We start from the raw sequence: 18,955 nt of genomic DNA, 5'->3' as shown, positions 1-18,955 counted from the left end.
TCGTCCGACCGTGATAAGTCACCTTCAAAATATGTGCCAACAGAATGGGACATTGTTTCGCGATGTGCGCGGCTGCTTCAACGAGAGCGCGCCCAGACAGTGGGCGAACATCGGCGTGTCAGGTACCTGACACGCTCATTCGGCGGCTGCAGTCTGCATTGCTCTTCCAGTCAGTGACGAAGCGAATTACATCCTCCTGGCGGCCTGGGGGGATATTCGTCCCGCGCGCCACTCCCCCGCGGAAAAGCCATCCCAATGACCTGATAGAGCTCTCACAGCAGCGAGCTCGGGCAGCGCGTCGGTTAGCGGTCTTTCACAACACGGCCGCCTTTGATGATCGTGCGAATGCGCTTGGGGTCGGCAAGGATCGACAGGTCCTTCAGCGGATCGCCGTCGATAACGATCACGTCTGCGAAAGCCCCTGGTGCGATGATCCCAACCCTTTCCTCCAGCTGGAGGACCCGAGCCGCATCCATGGTGGCCGAGCGGATCACTTCGTGTGCCGGTAGAACTCGGCCGCGTAGCTCGAATTCTTGCGCTTGATACTCGTGCATCCCGCCGAGTAGGTCCGAGCCGTAGCCCATTGTTACTCTGGCCTCGCGCAAGGTCTCCAATGCCGTCAGACCCGCGGTGAGGACGAAATCGATCTTTTCGAGCGATGCCGCCGGCATCCCATGTTCGGCGCCTTCGCGTGCCAAAGCGGCATATGTGATGTTCGTAGGAACCACTACGGCGCCGGACTTCCGTACCTGCTTGGCAGTTGCCGGGGTAATATGATTTCCGTGCTCAATCGACCGCACCCCGGCCTCAAGCGCCCTGGCAATGGCTTCATCCGTATAGAGGTGAGCGGCAACATAAGTGTGCTGGTGCGCCGCTTCCTCGACCACCGCCTGCAGTTCTGGAAGGCTGAACGCGACCGCATCTATCGGGTCGGTTGGCGAACAAACACCTCCGCTGCCCATGACCTTGACGAAGCGCGCTCCCGCCTTCAGCTCCTCCCTGGCCGCCCGTCGCACTTCCGGTTCGCCGTCGCAAATGCGGCCAAGCGCACCGAGCTGGTCGAGGTAATAATCCGCGGGGCGCCGATTGTGCCTATCGCGAAAATCGGTGTGGCCGCCTGTCTGAGACAATGCCTTGCCGCAAATCACAAGATGCGGTCCCTCGATAAGCCCGTGCTCGACGGCGTCCACCAGGCCCTGATCGGCGCCGCCCATGTCGCGGACCGTCGTGAAGCCACGGCTCAGCATTCCGCGCATGGTATTTGCGGCATGGAGCGCGACGAGCGTGTTGGGCAGCTCTGCGTTCGCGGCGAGGTCTCCTTTCACGGCAACCACATGCACGTGACAATCAATCAGCCCTGGCATGACGAAGCGCCCCGCCGCGTCAAAAATGCGGGCGTCGGCCGGGACCTTCAAGCGCTCTCCGACTTCGGCAACGAATCCATCCGCCAGCAGAACATCAACCCGATCCGCGGCACGGTCGGCGGTGCCATCCACGATGGCAGCATTGCGAATAACGATTGTTTTCATCCATGCGCCCCACGGTTTTCGCGAAGAATCGGCCACTGACCGAACGCCATCACTTCCAGATATGCATGCGGGGCTCCGCCCTGCCTCGATGGTCGGCCAAACACCGATCAAAAAGGGCCAATCCTCGGGTTGTCGGGATCGCCGTATTCGTCAATCCAGCTCGCGCCTCCGAGTAGCTTCCTGTAGCGGAGCACATCGATATGCGGAAAGAACTGCGATCCGCCGAGAGGTGCAGTGTTCTCGCCAATTGCTCCGCGACCCAGACGAGGGCTTCTTCGCCATCGATGTCTTCAAGCCAGAGATGAGGATTATTATCGGGGCATTCAGCCTCGGGCGAGAATCGACACCACTCATCTAAAGACACCATAGTTGTAAAGCACTCCTAGGGGCCGGAATTCCCAATCGGGGATGTCGCATTCTTCCTCGCTTCCTGATAGTCAAAAGCTGTGCCAACTGCACATGACCTTGTTCCCGGATGGGTTCACCAGCTAAAGTGGGAGCAATCAACAGCTGGCCGGACACTCCCGTGTCGCAGACTCGACATCCCGACAGCCGGCGCTAAGCCAGAGGTGGGACGCTCAGGAGTGACATCATAATCGCTGGAGCCCGAGCGCTGGTTGGCAAGCTGCCTGCCCATATACCGGCGACTGCACCTTCGGATTATTCTGCCCCCCGAACGCCGCATCATTCGAGCTTCGCGGGGCCGATCTAGACAGCTACCCCTAACTTGATCCTTGATCTAGGCGACCGGCCCAAGTGCGTGGAGAGCGGGATCGCCGCCGGCAGCGTTGACGCGCTTCGCCGCCAAGGGGTGACATGCCGCCTTTTTTGCTTGGCCCGTGTGAAGGCCGCGGATCAGAGCTGGGCCGCACAATATTCGTGCTGGTCCGGATTGATGAGGAGCCCGAACGCGGCAAGCGGAGAAGCCAGCCGGGACGCCTCCTCTACCAGCATCTCGCGCAGCCAAAGACTGGCCGGATCACTATCGTGAAGCGCAGGCCATTGGACGGCCTCGGTGAACGGAAGGTGTTGTGGCAGTGGAAGCTCGACGATTTGAAGGGGCAGGATTTGCGCGAAATGCTGCGCCAGGCGTAAGGGCATGGTTCCTATACGATCGGTTTCCGACAGCATGGGCGGAATCATGCTGTAGCCGTGTACGACGACGTCGATCCGTCTCTTTTGACCATACTCCAGCAAGTACCGTTCCTCCAGGCCTAGCCTCAGGGAGTCCCCGAACCCAACGACAACGTGCCCCATCGACATGTATCTCTCGAATGTGAGCGGCTCTGACAGCTGCTTGTTCGAACGACAGCCGACACACACGTGTACATCGTCGAACAATTTCGCTCGAGGATGAGCGTTTGACATGAATATCTCCGGCAGAATCAGAAGATCGACGTCGCCGCGCCGCAGAAGCTCCTCATTGTCGTCCACGGGAGGCCGACAATCGAAGCTGACGGAGGGAGCTTCACGCGTCGCACGCTCCACAACCCTTTCGAAAAACACGAGCGTCACGTAGTCGGAAACGATGATCCTGAAGTGACGATCCGATCGGGCCGGATTAAAGGGCTCCCAGGCAATGATGGAGAGCTGAATGTGCTGCAGAGTCTCCCTGACCGCGGCGGCCAGTCCTTCCGCACGTGGCGTAGGGACAAATTCGCGGCCACTCATCGTAAAGAGCTCATCGTTGAAATAGGTGCGTAACCGCGCAACCGCTGCGCTCATCGCCGGCTGACTGAGATTGATGCTGCGTGCCGCCGCCGTGACGTTACGCTCGGTCATCAAGGCGTCGAGCGCGACGAGGAGATTTAGATCAAGACCTTTGAAACGCATGTCTCTTTATCCATAGCGTGGATGTATACCGCGTTCCTTATTAGTAATGTAAATTGGCGTTTCACAGCACAGAGACCCGGTACGGAAACTTTCATTCGCGAATAGGACATTGAACGAGAATTTGAACATTGCGATGCCGGATTACGGACGCGTGTTCGGGCAAGCGGGCGATCCAACCCTCGGGTCGCGCCGATTTTCAGCGATAAACGGTCGGCCTTCCGTCACCCCATCTCGAATGTTCCGCCTTCGGTTGCGAGCCTTTGGGGGGTCGGGGCCACCGATCACGAGTGGTCAAACAGTGCGGAGCGAGTTCCTCCTGCGTTGCTTGCGAGGTTCATCTTTGAAGCGGACTGCGAAGTGCCGACTACATGATGCGGTTGGACGTGACGGATGCTGGTGAGGAGAATGTCAGCGACACCGACGGCGATCATCCGACGGCGCAGAGACTTATCTGCGGCGTGTTGTCCGTCTTCCGATTTCGCTGAGTCCGATTATTCTATTTGCGCGTGAGGGCCTTCATCATTCGCCCTGTCCGGGGGACCTACGAGAATGCAACCCGCTAACGCGTCTCCGTGTTTCGGACGGATTTTCTCCATAGTGTGCCCTATAAATTGCGGAGAACCTCCCGAACTGGAAGAATCCCCATTTCAGGCAGATTTCCCGCAAAAGCATATGGTTCTCTGGATCGAGGAGGTCCTCTCGCGCTGCCCGTAACCGAAGCATCTGTAGATAGGCTGCAGGCGTTGTGTCCTTGAAAGCACGAAATCCCGCTTCGAGTGCTCTGGTGGAAACACCCGCTGCATGTGCCACCATTGGCATTGTAATCGGCTTGTTGATATTGGCGCACATAAACTCGATCCCGCGGCGCACATGTCCGGGAGCAATCATGGAAGGCTTCTTATTCAGTAGATGCGACAACCGATGAGGCACCATCCTTATTACCACGTCGGCGAGTGCCTCCGTAATATGGGCCATCGCTACGGGGGACCGAATGAGGGGGCCATTATCGCGGATCCCGTTGATTATCGCTTCAGTGACATTGCCGATAGTCCTACCGACCGGCATTGACAGGTCCACTTCGGGCAACAGGTCGAGCGAGCCATTGAACGGCACGTCGAAAGTTTCGCCAATGGTCCGTTGAATCAACGACCAATTAAGCACCAACTCGTCTATCAGATTGGACTGCCCGTGCATTGAGATGCCGTCAGGCTCGAAATTCCTGTAAAGAAGCAATTTCCCGGGTTCGGCCCCGGCCATGCGCGAACCGTACGTGACCCCCATGCCACCTCTGCGCGGCACTACGATCGATAGGTGCTCTGTTGCACCGGCACACCACTCAGCGCGGAACTGAAACCCTGTCTGATGATGACCCGTAATCAATACTGCGCTCTCAGAGGCTGAAAGATCGATCCCCCAATGGAACTCTTGAACACGGCCGACAAGCTCGGCGTTGAATGTGCCGAAAACCCCTCCCAGCGTTTCGATCATGCTATCGAACGTGGAACCACGATATCGAAAAACGGCATTACCGGCGCTATTTTCCATCATGCATTCTCCAGGCTCACTATTGCTGCTTTTATCGTTCCTGCTGGTTTCAATTTCAAAGGACCTGACGAGAGGTCTGCATGCATTCCAATCGCGCCGCGATAGTGCCAGATGTCCGCGCAGAGCCTTGTCGCCGCTGAGGACTTGCTTGACAGGAGTTCCTTGCAGCCGACAAAATCGTCTCCTAATTGCGTTGAAGCGCGGCTCGGACTGACCATAATTTCCGCCGAATTCGCACCGAGCGATTTATAGCAACTGCTCATCTTGGGAATAGGCCCGTAGCCGGGCGGCGGCCGCACTCATGGCCGGCTGGCTGAGATTGCGTGCCGCGGCCCGTGACGTTACCCCGGTCATCAAGGCGTCGAGCGCGACGACGAGATTTAGATCACGGCCCTTAAACCGCATGTCCGTTAGCACGGGGCGGATCTATGCCAGCCAAGCGCTTGATCGACGGCTCCATTGGAAGAAGGTCATTGCCAGAACTCAAACGGACGGCCGGCAGATCCGCCGACCGGGGCATGCGCCGTCGGTCCCGCTGGCCACCGACTTTGGGCCGCGGGCGAGACCGCATGAGCTCGCCAATGAGCGTCGGCTCTTCGGACAAGCAGTCGAGGTGGCTCATAGCTCTGGCCCGTTCCGGTCGATCATCTTGGCCGCGGGCCAGTCGGAGAGCGGCCGACTGACAGGCAGGACGATGACAAGAGGATCCTCGACGCGCGTGGGCGGCAGGTCCATACGCGCGTGTGGCAGCGTGGATCGTACGCTAATCCCAGACATAACAGTCACCAGGCCGTGTCGGCCGAACCGCTCAATGTGTTTCCGCAGCTGGTTGCGGACGGTACCGAAAGCGAATGGAACTTGAAGCTCTTGCAGTGTTGGAAGCATGACATGGATCGAATGGGCGATTCCGAGTCCCTCGAGATCCGGACGTACTCCATACAAGCCGAGTTCAGCCACCAGCAGGTCAACTCCGTCAACCTTGATGAAACGGCGCAGCAAGCCCATGTGGGCCGCTACACCGCTGGAATCGTAGGCGATGGCACGAAGCTCAGGTCTTGCCCCGGCCCAGCTTTGACTGCCTTCGAACGGCTTCGCGTTAAACGCCCCCGTCGGTCCATAGGTCCTTCGAAAGAAGTCCGTGAGTTCGACATGGTCGGAGAGTTGCAACTCGTTTTCCCAACACAATTTCCACCGCACGTTAGAGCGCATGCAAAGACCTTTTTGCTGTTGAATGGAGTTCGGAGGTGTCGACCTTACGACCAAGTTTATTGCTCACTTCGTCAAGGCGCAGTCGGATCACCGTGCAGTGCAACCGGTTTGGCAGGCCCTCGTGGTCGCCCAGGATATGGGGGCTCAGAGCCTGCAATAGGCGGCAGGAATAGCTGGTGACCGATCCCACACCGTCGGAACAGGCGATGTTCATGGCGCGATGGATAACGCTCGGCATGGAAGCGGCCGGCGCGTTGCCAGCTATAGCAATCGCCGAAGATGGAGCCAGAGCCGGCGCGGGAGAGTTCATTGCACAGGAGGTCAAACGCCGCATCCCAATTCAGCGGAACACATTCATCAAGTCCGTGCCGTTCGTCCCGGCCCGAGCCCTTCTCCAGCCACCCCTTGGGCACCATGGTGTGCACGACGCGCGCGCTTTGATGCAGCGCAGCGGAAAAGTTGCGGATGACATCCATCGGATCCGGGTCGCCGGCATGACGCAGCTGTCTATCGTCCCTTCGTGCTGAAAAAGCGCCCCAACGGGAGGTGTAGGGACGTCTGGGCTTGTTCGTTTCCGAGAGGCTGCGAAGTCCAGCATGAAAGGATCCTGTTCCGACGCTTAGGCCCGCCTGTGGCCTCGTGTTGCGACGACGGCAAGCGCATTAAGCTCGCCACGCCCATTTAGCGCATTCTAAATTGGAGGTATTTCGATGAACTGACAATCTATATAGAATATCTGCCAGTCCGCTGTACAGGCACTGCCAGGCCCCGTGACGAGCAAATAGTGGGTGTCCGGCGCCCCGCCGGCACGTCAAGCGGAGGAGGCAGACAGCGTAATCCAGGCCAGGTGGCCCATTGACCGCTGGTCAACCTTAACAACCCTCGTGAGGTGGGAAGTCACCAGCACGCTTGTTTACACTGAAGGAGGTGGTGCGGTCCTGCGTTCCCAACGCGACATGGCCGCGTCCCCACATGAGACGTTGAAAGCTCCTTGAACCCGCGATTGGACCCCCGGCGCATGCCTTCAAAGCGAATGATAGCCTGGATCTAAATGCGGGCGGTTACGCCGAACAAATGCGTCAGTGCCCTCAACGTACCGCATCCGAGAATAACTCGCTTGCATTACCATGCCTCTTGGCTCCCACGACGGGCGACGTCGGTGCGAAGGCAGCACCGCGAGCTCCGCCGAGCCGAGATCAAGACCTGCAAAAGACAGGGCGCCCCCATATATCGAGAATGTGGATCGGTGCCATCCAAACAATCAATTTATCAAACCTGATCAAGTGCTATTAGAACAAGATGAAGTAAAGAACAAAGGAAGGAAGTTTTGCATGCTCCCATAGGTACGATGCCGTCCGTCTCCATAATGGCTATTGGTCCAGGATCATTATCTCAGTCACTTAAAAGTCGGCGGAGGGAGGTCCATGCGACCCCCGTCGTGATCAACCGCAGCGCGACGCACAAGCGGCGGGGACCGCGACCGTTGGGCGTCAGGCAGCTGAGCGGATAGCTTCCTAAAATCGTACCGCCGCTCTTCTAGAGCCTCGCCTAACAACTACAGTTCGGCTCGAGGCCCTGTCAGGATAACTACATGCCGCAAGAAATCTCGCTCTCCGATGTCAAGGACCTGATCGGCAAGGAGATCGGCGTCTCCGACTGGATCACCGTGACACAAGAGACCATCGACAACTTCGCGGAGGCGACGGGAGACTCCAGTTCATTCACACCGACCCGGTACGCGCAGCAACGGAGACATCATTCCGCGGCACGAGCGCGAATGGTTCCTGTCTCTCTCGCTGCTCTCGGCGATGAATTACAATTGCCTGCCGAAGATCCGCGAGCTGACGATGGGCATCAATTATGGGTTCGACAAAGTTCGCTTCATGGCGCCGGTCAAGTGCGGCGCACGCGTGCGCGGCCGCTTCACCATGGCCGACGCCCGCTTCTGCGCCGCCAGCATGCTGATGATTATCTATGACGTGACAGTGGAGATCGAGGGCGAAAGAAAGCCCGCGCTCAATGCAACGTGGCAGACAATGATTCAATTCGACGCAAAGCTCATGTCTGAGCAGGCCCGGCGAGCGACTTTCGCCGGCATGCGCAGGCGCACTATTCCCGCCGCCGCACAATAGAGGTTCGGCTTGCCCTGACCTGGCAGTGTTTCAGGGGAAGGGAGCGATCCACATCCGCCTCACTCGCGAGCGTAGACTAGCCTGGCCCGGGAGCTTTCGGGATGGCAGCTCCTATAACGGTGTTGAGAGCTAGCTTCGCGCGTTTGGCAATGCCGGCGTCAAAAAGTTCCTAGCTTCTCAAAATGGTCATCACCACGGTAGTCGGATCATGCGGTGCCTGCCTTTCAATTGTCATACTTAAGGTAATCATGTTGCACTGCACCATAATCTGTTTGTCGTGCACTATGGTTGCCGTTTCCCTATGGCGCATGATCGAAGGAGTTAACCATGCCAAATTCAGCAAACAATGCAGGTGCGCCTGTGACGAAGCAGGGCTACGTTGATATTGGTGATGCTGTTCGGCGATCTCGCGAAGCGGTTGGATACAGCATCGAGGATCTTGCATTGACCTGCGGACTGACTGGCGCGGAAATCACTAGGATTGAACTCGGTGATGATGTCGACCCAGACAAGCTCAGGCGCATCGCGGCGGCACTTCGAGTGCCAACCTCCACTTTCCTGTTGGACTAACGGAACGGGGGGTGACGCTGCCAGCAATACCCGACGCCTCTTGTTGCAAAGACCACTTACACCGCCACAGCTTTGTTGAATCTCGCCATGATCGGCGACTACCAGTGACCTTATAGCCATTGTCCACGGATGTATTGCCTTTGGCGGCAGCAGGGCCGGGTTCAGCCCGGCCTTTTTTGTACGCTACGTGACTGAACGGGTCCCCTGTGTTGCGCTCCTGCCAATAGGGCGTACATTGCTCTTATCAGCGGCTGGTTACACGGGCGCCGCTGGCTGGAAGTTCTGCGCTTTCGCCCCGACTAAGCGAGTTGCGCAATGTATTCTGGCAACGATTCCTATAACGCTCCCCTCTCGCCTGACGACCTCGACTTGCTCCAAAGCATCCTCGATGAGGAAATCGGGGTCCGACGCATTCCAATTACAAGCGACCGAGCCGATGAGCTTGCCGGAAAGCTCATCGGGCTGTTTCAATCGGGAGTGAGACAGCCTGATGTCCTTCGTTTAATGATCAGGACCGGGTGAAAGCCTCGCCGCCGTGGATGGCCGTCTTGACGGCGAGTTGCGGCGACTTCGCCAGCGATCGAAGAAAGCACGCTCGTGCAATCGTGGCGGGTGATGACGCGCGCGCGTCGATTTCGGCAACCACCGGCATCCCGCCCATTTCACGCGTAAGTTTCAGGCCTGACCTTGTCGGTTTGACGGGGAGCGAGGCAAGACAGGGATGACCCATGCCGGCAAGCGTCCGTCGGCAATAGCTGCACAAACGGTTAGGGCATCCTTTGTCGTCAGCGGCATCAAGCCCGTTGCCGTCCGAGTGTGGAAGTCCGCCCGGATCGTCCATTCTGATCTCCCGCCCCATGCCGAAGCCGCTTCTATAGAGATCTCGGCTTACGGAGGTCGACTTTAAGACCGTGCGGTTTCGTCGCGCCTAAACTTCGTCCAGATCGGTCCGGCATCAGACGTGCCGATCTCCATGTCAAACACTTCCAACAACGGTGTAAGAAGACCCACGCAAGCCGTTGGCACCACCTATGCAACTGCAGTATTTCAAAGAGATAGGAGATCGGCATTCTTCGGCCAGCAAGGACCAAGGTTCATGACAGGGAGGCTGGCGTCATCGCGGGACAGAAACCCTCAGAAGCATGCTGCCGGAGACAAGAGCGATGCCGAGAACCTGCCGGGGGCCAAGTTCATCTCCAAAAAAAGCTGAAGCGAAAACGCTTCCTGCTACTGGCACGAGCAGCGTCAAGTACGCGGCCCTGCCGACGCCGATGCCGGCAATTGCGTAGTACCAAAGCCAAAACGCGACAGCACCGTTCAGCACACCCGAATAGAGAATAGCTAGCAAATCGTTCCAGCTTGGAAGTGGAATTGATCCTTTTGGCACCACCGTGAAAATGAAGAAGAAAGGGAGGTTCAGGACGAAAGCCAATATGCATTGCAACGCCACCCTACTGATGCCGGAAATTGAGTGGGATGGCCTTCCTGCCAGGATTGTTGCAAAAGCCCAGGCACTCGCGTTGATCAGAACCAGCATCGCACCCGCCCCGAAGCTGCTGCCACCGATGTACAACAATACGCCGACGACCGCTACGATGGGTGCAAGCATTGCGAACGGATGGAGGCGCTTTCCCGACACAATCTCGATCAGGCTCGTAATGGCGGGCATCGTGTACATTAACGTCAGAACCGCCGGCGCTGGAAAGAATGCAAGAGCTATCACGTTGACCGTCGACACGACGAACCCGTTGATGACTGCAACGATGAGCGTGTTGTGTCGTTCTTCGATTGACGCTGTTCGAAGCTCCCGCATGCTCTTAGGAAGGAATACAGCTATTGGAAGAAGGCCCGCCAGTAGACTGTAAAAGCGAAAGGGCCAAACACCCAAGTCTTTGATTGCCTCGCGAGAAAGGGAGAACGCTGTGCTCCAAATCAACACCACGGCTCCCCCGGCCAGCAGGGCCAGCAAGGACCTCATATCAAAGGTCGCCCTATTATTCCGCGTCATATCTGACGACTACTGCTATTCGTTTTGCCCTCGGCCGAGCAGTGACCATCGAGACGAAATGCGGAATCAAGCGGGCGCTGGTATCAAAGATCAGCGCCTGAAACTCGGTCGGGACCAAACATGCTCTAATCGCTTTGCGATCGTCGGTCTGCACCATCGTGAGACCGCCATGGTTCGGTTCCCACCCCTTCGACAGGTTAAGAACGAGACCGAAACTCTGGCCCGGGTCTGTATGCGTAAATAGAAACTCCCCTTCGTCAAACCTATTGAAGTAGAATTGCCGGATGGCCGTGGCTTGTCTTCCTGTGACCTGCTTCAAGAGCTCAAACATGGGTTCCGACGACAAAAGTGTCTTCACACCCCAAAATATGGGGTTTCGGTTATTGGTTGGGGTGTCTTCCAAACGCTTGAACGAATAGGAGAATTCGCCAGCTGTATAATCGGCGATTGCCAGTTCGTGAGCAGCGGCTGCCCGGCTGTCCTGATAGTAATCCGCCACACCATCTCGATTTTTGATGATTGCTGACCAGAAGCGATCCTCGATCCTCTCGACGCCCTCGGCGATCCGCGGCAAGCCGGGCAGGAATTCGGATAGGTCGAAATAGACGAACCCTTCGACGTCAAACGTCTCGCGTAGCGATTCAATCTTGCTCAAAAAGCACCTCTTCACGCGTCGCGTATGTCCTTAACGACATGTGGAATCGTTTCCCCACGAGATTGCAGTTGTCGTACTTTGTAATAAGTTTCAGGACCTGGTCGGCTGCAAGACCCGCCATTACCGCCAACGATGGTGAGCTTTGCCACGCATTGACGCTGCGATTGCCGTTGGCGAACTCATTTTTCAGCCGGGCTTCCTGGAAGCTTCTAACCAGTGCGTCATCACTATAGAATCGGTCTTGAGAAATGCGCCGCAGGTCTTCGAATGAGGGGTGGCTGCCGTCATTGAGATAAATTGGACCGACCGATATATCGAGCGGGTCACCGCCAAGTTCGATCACCGGGATCTGCCGATCGCGAGCGATCTCGTGGACTATCCTCTCGACGCTGTCCTTGCGATAGTACCCCAAGCTCGCCCAAGCCAGAATTGCAACGGTAACTCCTTTCAGCAGCTCTCCCAAGCGAACACGATCCGGTAGGGCAAACTCGTAAAAGGGTTCAACGCGAACATGCGGATTATGCTTCCGAACGTTTGCGGCCGCGGCATCTACTTTTCGTGCCCCAAGATCAGTGGTGTTGTAGAGAACCTGGCGATTGAGATTGGAAAGCTCGACATCGTCCCCATCCACGATCCGCAATGCGCCGATCCCGGATCGTGCAAGGAGGAGGGAGCACCATGTTCCCCAACCCCCCATTCCCAGCACGAGCACACGGGCCTGCTTTAACCGCTCTTGATAGGCTGTCGCATTATCTACCCGATCTTCGTCGATGAGTGAAAATTGCAGCATCTGCCTGTCGTAGCGCTCGATCTCCTCTGAGCTCAGCAAGCTGGAAAATCGAGAGCTCTCTTCAATAAGTCCGAAGCCAGCAAGGGCTGAGACGAAATCGCGCACGTCACCATCCGTGACGTCGTAATGTTCTGCCTTAAGCTCCTTCAGTATCCTCGGTATTGTGTGCTCGCCGTCGAGCCTCGACAGCACAACTGCAACCCAAGGGGGAGGAGACTGGATGATCTTTGATTTTCCGGGTATTTCACCGATACAAATGCTCCCGTCCTCTGCTACGAGAACATGGTGGGACCGCTTTAATAAAGGTTTTGCATACTCCACGAGATGCCTCGCTCAAAAGGAAGGGCGAAGTCGCGCGTTGACTTCGCCCCCGGATCTACAGCCTAGGCGAGGATAATCTTGCCTTTGCTGTACGTTGCGTCTTCTTCGCTGATAGCGGAGATGCGCTTTTCAAGGTCAGAAAATACAAGCTTCTTCATACTCGTTCCTCTCTTTCGAAAGCGCGCCACAATCGGCGCAACCCACCGTCGGTGACCGTTCGAGCACGTCAAGACGTGACATCGCGAGGCGCAGACAATTGTGATGGAGCCTTACTCCACCGATTGCGCTCGGCCGTTTTCGGCAGAGCACTTGCGGTCACCAGGTCGCCAGCGCCCCGCTCTAAGGAGACTCAAATATCGTGCCAGTCGGGCCGGGAGCGTGGCAGATCTTTTTTCCCGTGTCGTTCAAAGGCTTGAGTGGATGTGCTTCGAGGTGGCTCGCCGAACAAGACCGTGGCGAAGCGGACAAATCCGACGCGACGCGTCCTCCTGCTCCAATCACGACGTCCCGATCTGTTATCGGGGGCAAGCCACAGTTGCGGCCGGGTGCCTGAAAACCGTTCTAGGAAGCGTGGCCGAGTGGTTTAAGGCACTGTCTTGAAAACCAGCGTGCGTGAAAGCGTACCGTGGGTTCGAATCCACCTCCTCCGCCACTGGCCGTTGATTTTGTTATGGTTTTTACGTTTTATGCTTGCTTTGCGCCGATGATCATGACCGTGAAAATGCCAACGGCCTGTCGCGTCGCTCGTTAAAATGACGACTCAGAGGATCTAAGATGTCCACCAAAAAAGCTAAGGGTAGTCGAGGCTCATGGTTTGCGACTGTTGACGGGAAAGAGTTGCCGTGCGTGCACAGTCATGGGCGAAGGAGAACTGGCCGCACTATCACGATCCTTTCGAGCCTGTAGCGAATGGGCCGAGCCTCGCAAAAATTCAGAAATACGTCCAGGGAATTGAACAAGAGAAGCGGGTGCTCCTTACCAACGACACTGTCCACAGCGACCCGCAAGAGACGGTGTCGGGATTCACGAGACTGGGCTATGTCGCGGTCTACCCGGCCGAGGACGTTAGTTTTGATCCGAGTACCGGGCTCAAGTTCACGATCACCAGCGGATTGTCCGATCTGCAATAGTCATCAATGGACGGCATCGCGTCACACCTTCGACTTCCGCCACCCCGCGGCCCAAGCCTCGAACTCCGAACAGAACCAACGCTCCCCATATTGCGGGCTGATCTTTGTCTGCGAGTAAAATCTCTGACCAGGCACGTGGAATATCCGCTCGCCGGTGTCGATGCTGATATTGCCTTTGATATCGCAGGGTCCAGCAGAACCGCCAGTAAGTGAGGCAAGAAGGTCACCCGCGGTCATGCCCGCGGCTGCACCGACAGCAAGAGCGCCGATCAGCAGGCCAGGATAGGACAGTACAGACCGTTTCTGCGGACGGCCCGGGTGTGGGCGGTAACGCATGCCCCTCTCCGCCAGATCTTCGCGTCAGGAGGGTAGATCGCATCTCGTGCCAGCAAAAGCTGCCCAAATGGGTTAGTTCGCGGCGAGGCGGAAAAAAAACCCTCCCTAATGGAAGATGCAACCGCCGGTCGTTAGAAATTCAAGTAAATATTGACGCCCGGTCGCCGATTGTAGCGGTAATCGTCGCGGTAGCCGTAGCTCTGGCTGTAGTCATAGCGTGGGAAGCACCTGCCGTAGTAGCGGCATGAGCGCCAAGCGTGCCGCCTGTTCCAATGGCTGTCTCGCCAATTGCGTCGGTGGTTGACCTGCTCAACCGAGCCCGTCTTCAAGTGCTCCAGCCTATGCGCGGAGATTGGCGTGGCGCTTAACGGCAAAGCGAATGACGCAGCCAAAACCGCGGCTGTGATGGCCGATAAGAACTTGCTCATGAAGGGATCCTCCTCGGTGCTAATGAGATTGCGCCGTGGAGGCTGAACCGCCGATGAATGGGTGTACGCATGACAGAAAAGTCCCCTCGCCCACGAAGAGCGAAGGGCTGGCGCCAGTGTGAACCGTGGCCGGGAGCGCGTTGATCCGGTGGTGAGCCGGCAGCCTGGCGGCTGGTGGTGGCAAGGTGCGCTCGGAGTTCTTAAAACTCGTCGCGTCGCCAGGACGCGTAGCTAAGCCAGTCACGCTCGCCACGCGTATTGATGCAGCGCTTGCATGCCATGGCCAGATTAGATGGATGGCCCGTACCGCCATTAGCGCTGCGATGCAGGTGTTCCAGTGTAGCTGCATATGGCCGGGCAGCGTCGTAAGGAGGGATATGGCTTCCTGCCCCTGCGTGATTTGTACGAGGGGAGTGAGACGGAGGGGAGTGCGTAGGTGAGCGGTTTTACTGACGAAGAGCGGGCAGCCGAGCTAAAGCGACGCGACGATGCGCTTAAACCGGAAGCGGGAGCCCAAAAGGCAGCGATGCGTCGTGCTGGCGGAGCTGGCGCGCGCGGAGACGAGTGCCTCCATTGTGGCAGCCCGATGCGATGGTGGGAGGCCACGAACCCCGAGATCCCTTTGTGCGACATCTGCTTCCGAGGAGACTGTCACGCCGCCGATCGCTCCTGCGGGTCCGCCTCTTTCGCGGGCCGCTATTTCAACTCATATACCGTCGCATCGTCCGCCCTTTCCCGTATCCCCTTAAACGACGGATGCCGCAGCTTGCCCTCGTCCGTCCAGGCGCGATACTCGACCTCAGCGACGAGCACTGGCTCGCAGAATACTGCGCTCTTCCGCTTCAGTTTCACCGCTGGCGAGTCCGTCGCGATTTCCTGCAGCACTTCGCGTAGCTTCCTCGACTCTGCCTGCGTCCATCCGGTTCCGCAGCCGCCGACGTAGACGAGCTCACCGCCCCGTCGTGCAGCCAGCAGCAGCCGGCCGATTGCACCAGGCACGGTCGATGGTTCAAAACCGACGATCGCGAAGCTGTCGCGCCGCGTGCAGGTGATCTTGAGCCAGTCGGGACGTCGGCCGGAGCGGTAGGGGCGCTCATGGTGCTTCGCGACGATGCCCTCGATCCCGTGGGCGCAGGCGACACGCAGGAACTCATCCCCGTCCGCGGGCACCTCCTCCGAGAGGCGAATTGCGCCATTTCGGTCAACGGGTACGACCTGCTCCAACAAGCGTCGCCGTTCTCGTTGCGGTAGCCGGCGCAGGTCGCAGCCATCGAGATAGAGGAGATCGAAGGTGTAGAGGATGATTTCGCCAGGCCCTTGCGTAGTCGGCAGGCGGCCGAGGGCACGCTGGAGCATGCCGAAGTCAGAGCGGCCGTGCCCGTCGAGTACGACCGCCTCGCCGTCGAGGATTGCGGTCTTCAGCCCAAGAAGCCGCGCCTCGGCAGCGATAGAGGGGAAGCGATCCGTCCAGTCGTAGCCGCCTCGCGTTATGATGCGCACGCGACTGGGCTCGATGTGGACGGCAAGCCGGTAGCCGTCCCATTTCACTTCGAAGGCCCAGTCCGGCCCGGGTGGTGGCCGATCGACGAGCATTGCGAGACAGGGGTCAACGCGCGCCGGCATCGGGTCTGGTGGCACCGTTGGCGGCCTTCTCGAGGGTGCAATCCGACTCTTTGCGGCTGATTTCGTCATGTGGTTTCAAGTGGCGTCGCTGGAAACGCCGCGTGTTTTTGTACCTGAGGAACCGCTGACGTATCCGCCACTAATCTCAACCTACGCGGACAGCCGGGACGATTAGCGAAGTACACGGTCGTAAAGCGTCCACGTCTTATTCCCTCAACGGCAATCTCGCGACCTGTGATTGATTGGATCTCGGGGTCATGAACTCCGAGCCTGTAAGCACGACGAATAGCCTGGCGCTCGCTGCAGCCGCGATAGCGCCGATAATCGTCGTCATCATCATATCTTCGCTCCCGCAGCTCCGGTCCACCGGGTCCGATATACAGGTCCAAAGACTGCGCTGACGGGACGGCAGGGATTGCTGCCCACGTGCTGGTCCCGATCAAGCCTATCGCGAGTAGCTTACCGACGGACCTTTTCATTGTGTCTCCTTCACTATTTCAGTGACGCCTAATTTGCGTTCAACGAAAGTCACGGTAAGTCGGTTCCCCGATCTGTGCAGCAACTGACGCAGGGAGTTTACGTCGCCCAGCCACCTGCCCTTTCCGACGGTATGGGTCGGCCGCAGTAAACGCCGTGGGTATTCGGATGGTGCACATTGACTCTGCTGCGCATGAGAACATAATAAGAACATTCATCGGCGCTGCGGCGCGCCAATCTGACAACAAGGGGGCCGATAAGACCGCTTTGCGGTTAGGAAAGGTGCGCCGATGCGAACACTTGCAGATGAAATCGAGAGCCTCATTGCTGTAGATCTTGCCGTATTGAAATCCCATCAGCGGCGGGGCTTCGCCGGCCTGGATCAATATCGCCATCCGGTCGAGGTCCGCGGCGTGCAGGAGGTTGCCGCTATTATTGCCGATTCCTTTCGAGCGTTTGCCATTTTCGACATCGCGTCGGTGTTGCGCTCTCCGGCGATCACGCCTTTCGTTACACAGACGCTCTACTCGATACCGATCGAGCTGCGCCGGGCCGCATGCGACCAGGATCGGTCGAAAGCAGAAAGCGCCCGCAGCGAAATGGCTCACATAATCTCAGCGGCGTTGCTGCAAAGATTCCACTTCGAGCAGTTGAAGCACGCCGGGAGCTCTTGCCATTCAAACTGGCAGCAAGCGTTCGAAGAGCAGTTCGGCCGTCGCCGGGACAAAGCCAATGAGCGATGAGCAAGGCGCGAAGCCGCATTTCGAGGCTGGCCCATACGTCCACTACTGCGAGCGCCCCGAATGTCAAAAGTGGGGCAGCCTGGGCTTTGCGGTCGGTAAGGCCGCGCCCAGCTGGTTTTGCATGGAGCATCGGCCCAACCGAGTTGACGGCGGCGTTGTCGAAGACGATACGTCAGCGCACGAATGACGAGGCTCGTACGACAATGACAGAAGAACAGCGGGAAGCTGCGGAAAACCTGCACGAAGCGATGCGCATATTCAACGAGACGGTTCGCCAAGCCGCGTATCGGGGCTTGCATGTGGAATTGCAGATAGTCGAGATGCGCATGAGTGAGGGGCCGACGCCAGTGCCGCAGGTCAGCGCTTCCGCGCGTCTCTGAGCTTCAAAATGAAATCTCGACGTTTCGTTCCTGCGCTCCTGGCGGCCGCCGTTGCCGCGTTTCCCCTCGACCGCGCCCACTCCGCCGCCCACATTACCGGCCGTGCAACCGTCATCGACGGCGACACCATTGAGATCCGCGGCCAGCGCATTCGCCTTCACGGTGTCGATGCACCGGAGAGCTGGCGAAAATGCGAGGATGGAGACGGCGGCAGCTACCGCTGTGGCAAAGAGGCAGCATTCGCACTCGAACGCTTCCTCGCCGCGCCCCGCCCTACCCGCTGCGAGATCCTTGATCGCGACCGCTACGACCGTTTCGTCGGCGTGTGCTTTCGTGCCGACGGCCGCGAGGTCAATCGCTGGCTCGTCGAAAGCGGCAATGCGGTGAATTGGGGAAGATACAGCAAGGGCTCATACGCTGGCGTGCAGCGGGCAGCGCGCTCTAACGGCGCCGGGATTTGGCGCGGCGAGTTCGAGTTGCCTTGCCAGACGCGCGCAGCGCGTGCAAAGCGTGATGCGTCTTGCTAGCATAGAGCCGTCGTTGGGGGGTGTTATGCGGCGCTTTATCTCTATCAATCGTCAGCGCATATTGACAGGACTTGCGTGCTCGGCTGTCTTCATCCTGGCGTGGGCGTTCGGTGCGACGTCGCATGTGCTCGGTGCTATCGCCTGGTCAACCATCTTCCTTATGTACTTTGAGGTGACTCGCTGGTGGAAGGTATCTAAGGGATTCCCGCCCAATCACCTATTTCAGCCGAGCTGAGGCAGCTTTTGACTGGATCAGCGGCATTTGCCGCCGCTTGGTACTTCGGCGCTGAAGCAAACGCACTCTGGGTGATCGCGATGGCCGCAGTTGCCTCTACTTGCCTCCACAATGGTCGAGGAGAAATCCAAGAGGAATGGCAAGAAACTGAACTGCTACGCTTTGAGCGACTGCGCCCCGATGATGGCGAGAGCGATGCCGCTTTGGCTCCAGTGGGTTAAATCAGAGTGGCCGGAAACATCTGACAATGAGATACGGACGTTCATGCTACGGCGTGCCGCCATGAAGCGTCGTTATGGCTAGGGCCAAGTCGGCTTAAAAAAGATCGGATGATTGGGGCACCGGCGGCCTCCCTGCATGGGAGTAGCGGGAGATCGGTCTTCCGGGCAGGCTCCAATGGTTCAACCTGACCTTGCCCCGTTGAAATAATCCATTTTGAAGTAAGCTCTGGCCCATTGAGAGGACCAGAGAATGAAGCGCAGCC

19 protein-coding genes and 2 pseudogenes are annotated in these 18,955 nt (G+C 58.0%); 8 read left to right on the top strand and 13 right to left on the bottom strand.

The window, feature by feature from the left end; all coding sequences use genetic code 11:
• Positions 1-302: 302 nt before the first annotated feature.
• The 5 genes and pseudogenes from CO656_RS27875 to CO656_RS27855 all read right to left on the bottom strand — a co-directional run bounded on the left by CO656_RS27875 (position 303) and on the right by CO656_RS27855 (position 6,116).
• On the bottom strand, positions 303-1,529 hold the full coding sequence (locus CO656_RS27875) for an amidohydrolase family protein (protein ID WP_097527956.1): 1,227 nt from the start codon (positions 1,527-1,529) through the stop codon (positions 303-305).
• An 855-nt stretch (positions 1,530-2,384) separates the two neighbouring features.
• Positions 2,385-3,362, bottom strand: a complete 978-nt coding sequence (locus tag CO656_RS27870) for a LysR family transcriptional regulator (protein WP_097527955.1) — start codon at positions 3,360-3,362, stop codon at positions 2,385-2,387.
• Positions 3,363-3,881: 519 nt separating this feature from the next.
• Entirely contained in the window at positions 3,882-4,910 is a 1,029-nt protein-coding gene (locus tag CO656_RS27865; RefSeq protein WP_097527954.1) for an AraC family transcriptional regulator, read from the bottom strand.
• Positions 4,911-5,165: 255 nt separating this feature from the next.
• Positions 5,166-5,312: pseudogene (locus CO656_RS27860) on the bottom strand (LysR family transcriptional regulator); the annotation flags it as partial.
• Between the two features lie 213 nt (positions 5,313-5,525).
• Positions 5,526-6,116 carry a NodA family N-acyltransferase gene (locus tag CO656_RS27855; RefSeq protein ID WP_097527953.1) on the bottom strand — a complete coding sequence of 197 codons (591 nt, stop codon included), beginning with the start codon at positions 6,114-6,116 and terminating at the stop codon, positions 5,526-5,528.
• A gap of 176 nt (positions 6,117-6,292) precedes the next feature.
• On the opposite strand from CO656_RS27855, the gene CO656_RS27850 reads away from it, so the two are divergent.
• From CO656_RS27850 to CO656_RS27840, 3 genes and pseudogenes are all read left to right on the top strand, one after another.
• Positions 6,293-6,643, top strand: a complete 351-nt coding sequence (locus CO656_RS27850; RefSeq protein WP_141471826.1) for a hypothetical protein — start codon at positions 6,293-6,295, stop codon at positions 6,641-6,643.
• Between the two features lie 1,064 nt (positions 6,644-7,707).
• Positions 7,708-8,248 (top strand): annotated as a pseudogene (locus CO656_RS27845) (MaoC family dehydratase).
• Between the two features lie 327 nt (positions 8,249-8,575).
• Positions 8,576-8,818: a helix-turn-helix transcriptional regulator gene (locus tag CO656_RS27840; protein WP_028003524.1), complete on the top strand. Its 243-nt coding sequence runs from the start codon at positions 8,576-8,578 to the stop codon at positions 8,816-8,818.
• A 508-nt stretch (positions 8,819-9,326) separates the two neighbouring features.
• Here the strand turns inward: CO656_RS27840 and CO656_RS29995 are convergent.
• The 5 genes from CO656_RS29995 to CO656_RS29990 form a co-directional block, all read right to left on the bottom strand.
• The gene (locus tag CO656_RS29995; protein WP_141471824.1) at positions 9,327-9,659 is read right to left on the bottom strand and encodes a hypothetical protein; all 333 of its coding nucleotides are present in this window, start codon (positions 9,657-9,659) and stop codon (positions 9,327-9,329) included.
• 273 nt (positions 9,660-9,932) lie between these two features.
• Positions 9,933-10,787, bottom strand: a complete 855-nt coding sequence (locus CO656_RS27830) for a DMT family transporter (protein ID WP_158254918.1) — start codon at positions 10,785-10,787, stop codon at positions 9,933-9,935.
• A 25-nt stretch (positions 10,788-10,812) separates the two neighbouring features.
• A complete protein-coding gene (locus CO656_RS27825) occupies positions 10,813-11,481 on the bottom strand; it encodes a hypothetical protein (RefSeq protein WP_097527949.1) in 669 nt (222 codons plus the stop codon).
• Positions 11,468-12,592, bottom strand: a complete 1,125-nt coding sequence (locus tag CO656_RS27820; RefSeq protein ID WP_234819664.1) for a ThiF family adenylyltransferase — start codon at positions 12,590-12,592, stop codon at positions 11,468-11,470. Before CO656_RS27820 ends, CO656_RS27825 begins: the two co-directional genes overlap by 14 nt.
• A gap of 62 nt (positions 12,593-12,654) precedes the next feature.
• On the bottom strand, positions 12,655-12,750 hold the full coding sequence (locus CO656_RS29990; RefSeq protein ID WP_103451140.1) for a pantocin A family RiPP: 96 nt from the start codon (positions 12,748-12,750) through the stop codon (positions 12,655-12,657).
• A gap of 684 nt (positions 12,751-13,434) precedes the next feature.
• Here CO656_RS29990 and CO656_RS27810 point away from each other — a divergent pair.
• Entirely contained in the window at positions 13,435-13,722 is a 288-nt protein-coding gene (locus tag CO656_RS27810) for a hypothetical protein (protein ID WP_097527948.1), read from the top strand.
• Positions 13,723-13,743: 21 nt separating this feature from the next.
• On the opposite strand, the gene CO656_RS27805 is transcribed toward CO656_RS27810, so the two are convergent.
• The 3 genes from CO656_RS27805 to ligD form a co-directional block, all read right to left on the bottom strand.
• Positions 13,744-14,058 (bottom strand): succinoglycan biosynthesis protein exoi, encoded by a 315-nt coding sequence (locus CO656_RS27805; protein WP_097527947.1) that lies wholly within the window; start codon positions 14,056-14,058, stop codon positions 13,744-13,746.
• Positions 14,059-14,189: 131 nt separating this feature from the next.
• Positions 14,190-14,486 carry a hypothetical protein gene (locus CO656_RS27800; protein ID WP_097527946.1) on the bottom strand — a complete coding sequence of 99 codons (297 nt, stop codon included), beginning with the start codon at positions 14,484-14,486 and terminating at the stop codon, positions 14,190-14,192.
• A 696-nt stretch (positions 14,487-15,182) separates the two neighbouring features.
• On the bottom strand, positions 15,183-16,178 hold the full coding sequence (gene ligD, locus CO656_RS27795) for a non-homologous end-joining DNA ligase (protein ID WP_097527945.1): 996 nt from the start codon (positions 16,176-16,178) through the stop codon (positions 15,183-15,185).
• 698 nt (positions 16,179-16,876) lie between these two features.
• On the opposite strand from ligD, the gene CO656_RS27785 reads away from it, so the two are divergent.
• Genes CO656_RS27785 through CO656_RS27775 form a run of 4 tightly spaced genes read left to right on the top strand, consistent with a single transcriptional unit; the run spans position 16,877 to position 18,236 of the window.
• The gene (locus tag CO656_RS27785; protein ID WP_097527944.1) at positions 16,877-17,329 is read left to right on the top strand and encodes a hypothetical protein; all 453 of its coding nucleotides are present in this window, start codon (positions 16,877-16,879) and stop codon (positions 17,327-17,329) included.
• Complete coding sequence (locus CO656_RS31125; RefSeq protein WP_097527943.1) at positions 17,319-17,516, top strand: hypothetical protein; 198 nt, start codon at positions 17,319-17,321, stop codon at positions 17,514-17,516. Before CO656_RS27785 ends, CO656_RS31125 begins: the two co-directional genes overlap by 11 nt.
• Positions 17,517-17,532: 16 nt before the next feature.
• Entirely contained in the window at positions 17,533-17,709 is a 177-nt protein-coding gene (locus CO656_RS30405) for a hypothetical protein (RefSeq protein WP_176536709.1), read from the top strand.
• Positions 17,710-17,717: 8 nt separating this feature from the next.
• Positions 17,718-18,236, top strand: a complete 519-nt coding sequence (locus CO656_RS27775) for a thermonuclease family protein (RefSeq protein WP_097527942.1) — start codon at positions 17,718-17,720, stop codon at positions 18,234-18,236.
• The last annotated feature ends 719 nt before the right edge of the window (positions 18,237-18,955 follow it).

The sequence above is a fragment of the Sinorhizobium sp. FG01 genome, assembly GCF_002531875.1.
Classification (GTDB): Bacteria; Pseudomonadota; Alphaproteobacteria; order Rhizobiales; family Rhizobiaceae; genus Sinorhizobium; species Sinorhizobium fredii_C.
This window is presented reverse-complemented; position numbering and strand designations above follow the sequence as displayed.

What these genes read in the sequence shown, in the direction of transcription:
- CO656_RS27865 (WP_097527954.1), bottom strand. Translation starts at nt 4,910, where the DNA reads ATGATGGAAAATAGCGCCGGTAATGCCGTTTTTCGATATCGTGGTTCC.
- ligD (WP_097527945.1), bottom strand. Translation starts at nt 16,178, where the DNA reads ATGACGAAATCAGCCGCAAAGAGTCGGATTGCACCCTCGAGAAGGCCG.
- CO656_RS27800 (WP_097527946.1), bottom strand. Translation starts at nt 14,486, where the DNA reads ATGAGCAAGTTCTTATCGGCCATCACAGCCGCGGTTTTGGCTGCGTCA.
- CO656_RS30405 (WP_176536709.1), top strand. Translation starts at nt 17,533, where the DNA reads ATGACAGAAGAACAGCGGGAAGCTGCGGAAAACCTGCACGAAGCGATG.
- CO656_RS27805 (WP_097527947.1), bottom strand. Translation starts at nt 14,058, where the DNA reads ATGCGTTACCGCCCACACCCGGGCCGTCCGCAGAAACGGTCTGTACTG.
- CO656_RS27775 (WP_097527942.1), top strand. Translation starts at nt 17,718, where the DNA reads ATGAAATCTCGACGTTTCGTTCCTGCGCTCCTGGCGGCCGCCGTTGCC.
- CO656_RS31125 (WP_097527943.1), top strand. Translation starts at nt 17,319, where the DNA reads ATGAGCGATGAGCAAGGCGCGAAGCCGCATTTCGAGGCTGGCCCATAC.
- CO656_RS27875 (WP_097527956.1), bottom strand. Translation starts at nt 1,529, where the DNA reads ATGAAAACAATCGTTATTCGCAATGCTGCCATCGTGGATGGCACCGCC.
- CO656_RS29990 (WP_103451140.1), bottom strand. Translation starts at nt 12,750, where the DNA reads ATGAAGAAGCTTGTATTTTCTGACCTTGAAAAGCGCATCTCCGCTATC.
- CO656_RS27785 (WP_097527944.1), top strand. Translation starts at nt 16,877, where the DNA reads ATGCGAACACTTGCAGATGAAATCGAGAGCCTCATTGCTGTAGATCTT.
- CO656_RS27840 (WP_028003524.1), top strand. Translation starts at nt 8,576, where the DNA reads ATGCCAAATTCAGCAAACAATGCAGGTGCGCCTGTGACGAAGCAGGGC.
- CO656_RS29995 (WP_141471824.1), bottom strand. Translation starts at nt 9,659, where the DNA reads ATGGACGATCCGGGCGGACTTCCACACTCGGACGGCAACGGGCTTGAT.
- CO656_RS27855 (WP_097527953.1), bottom strand. Translation starts at nt 6,116, where the DNA reads ATGCGCTCTAACGTGCGGTGGAAATTGTGTTGGGAAAACGAGTTGCAA.
- CO656_RS27870 (WP_097527955.1), bottom strand. Translation starts at nt 3,362, where the DNA reads ATGCGTTTCAAAGGTCTTGATCTAAATCTCCTCGTCGCGCTCGACGCC.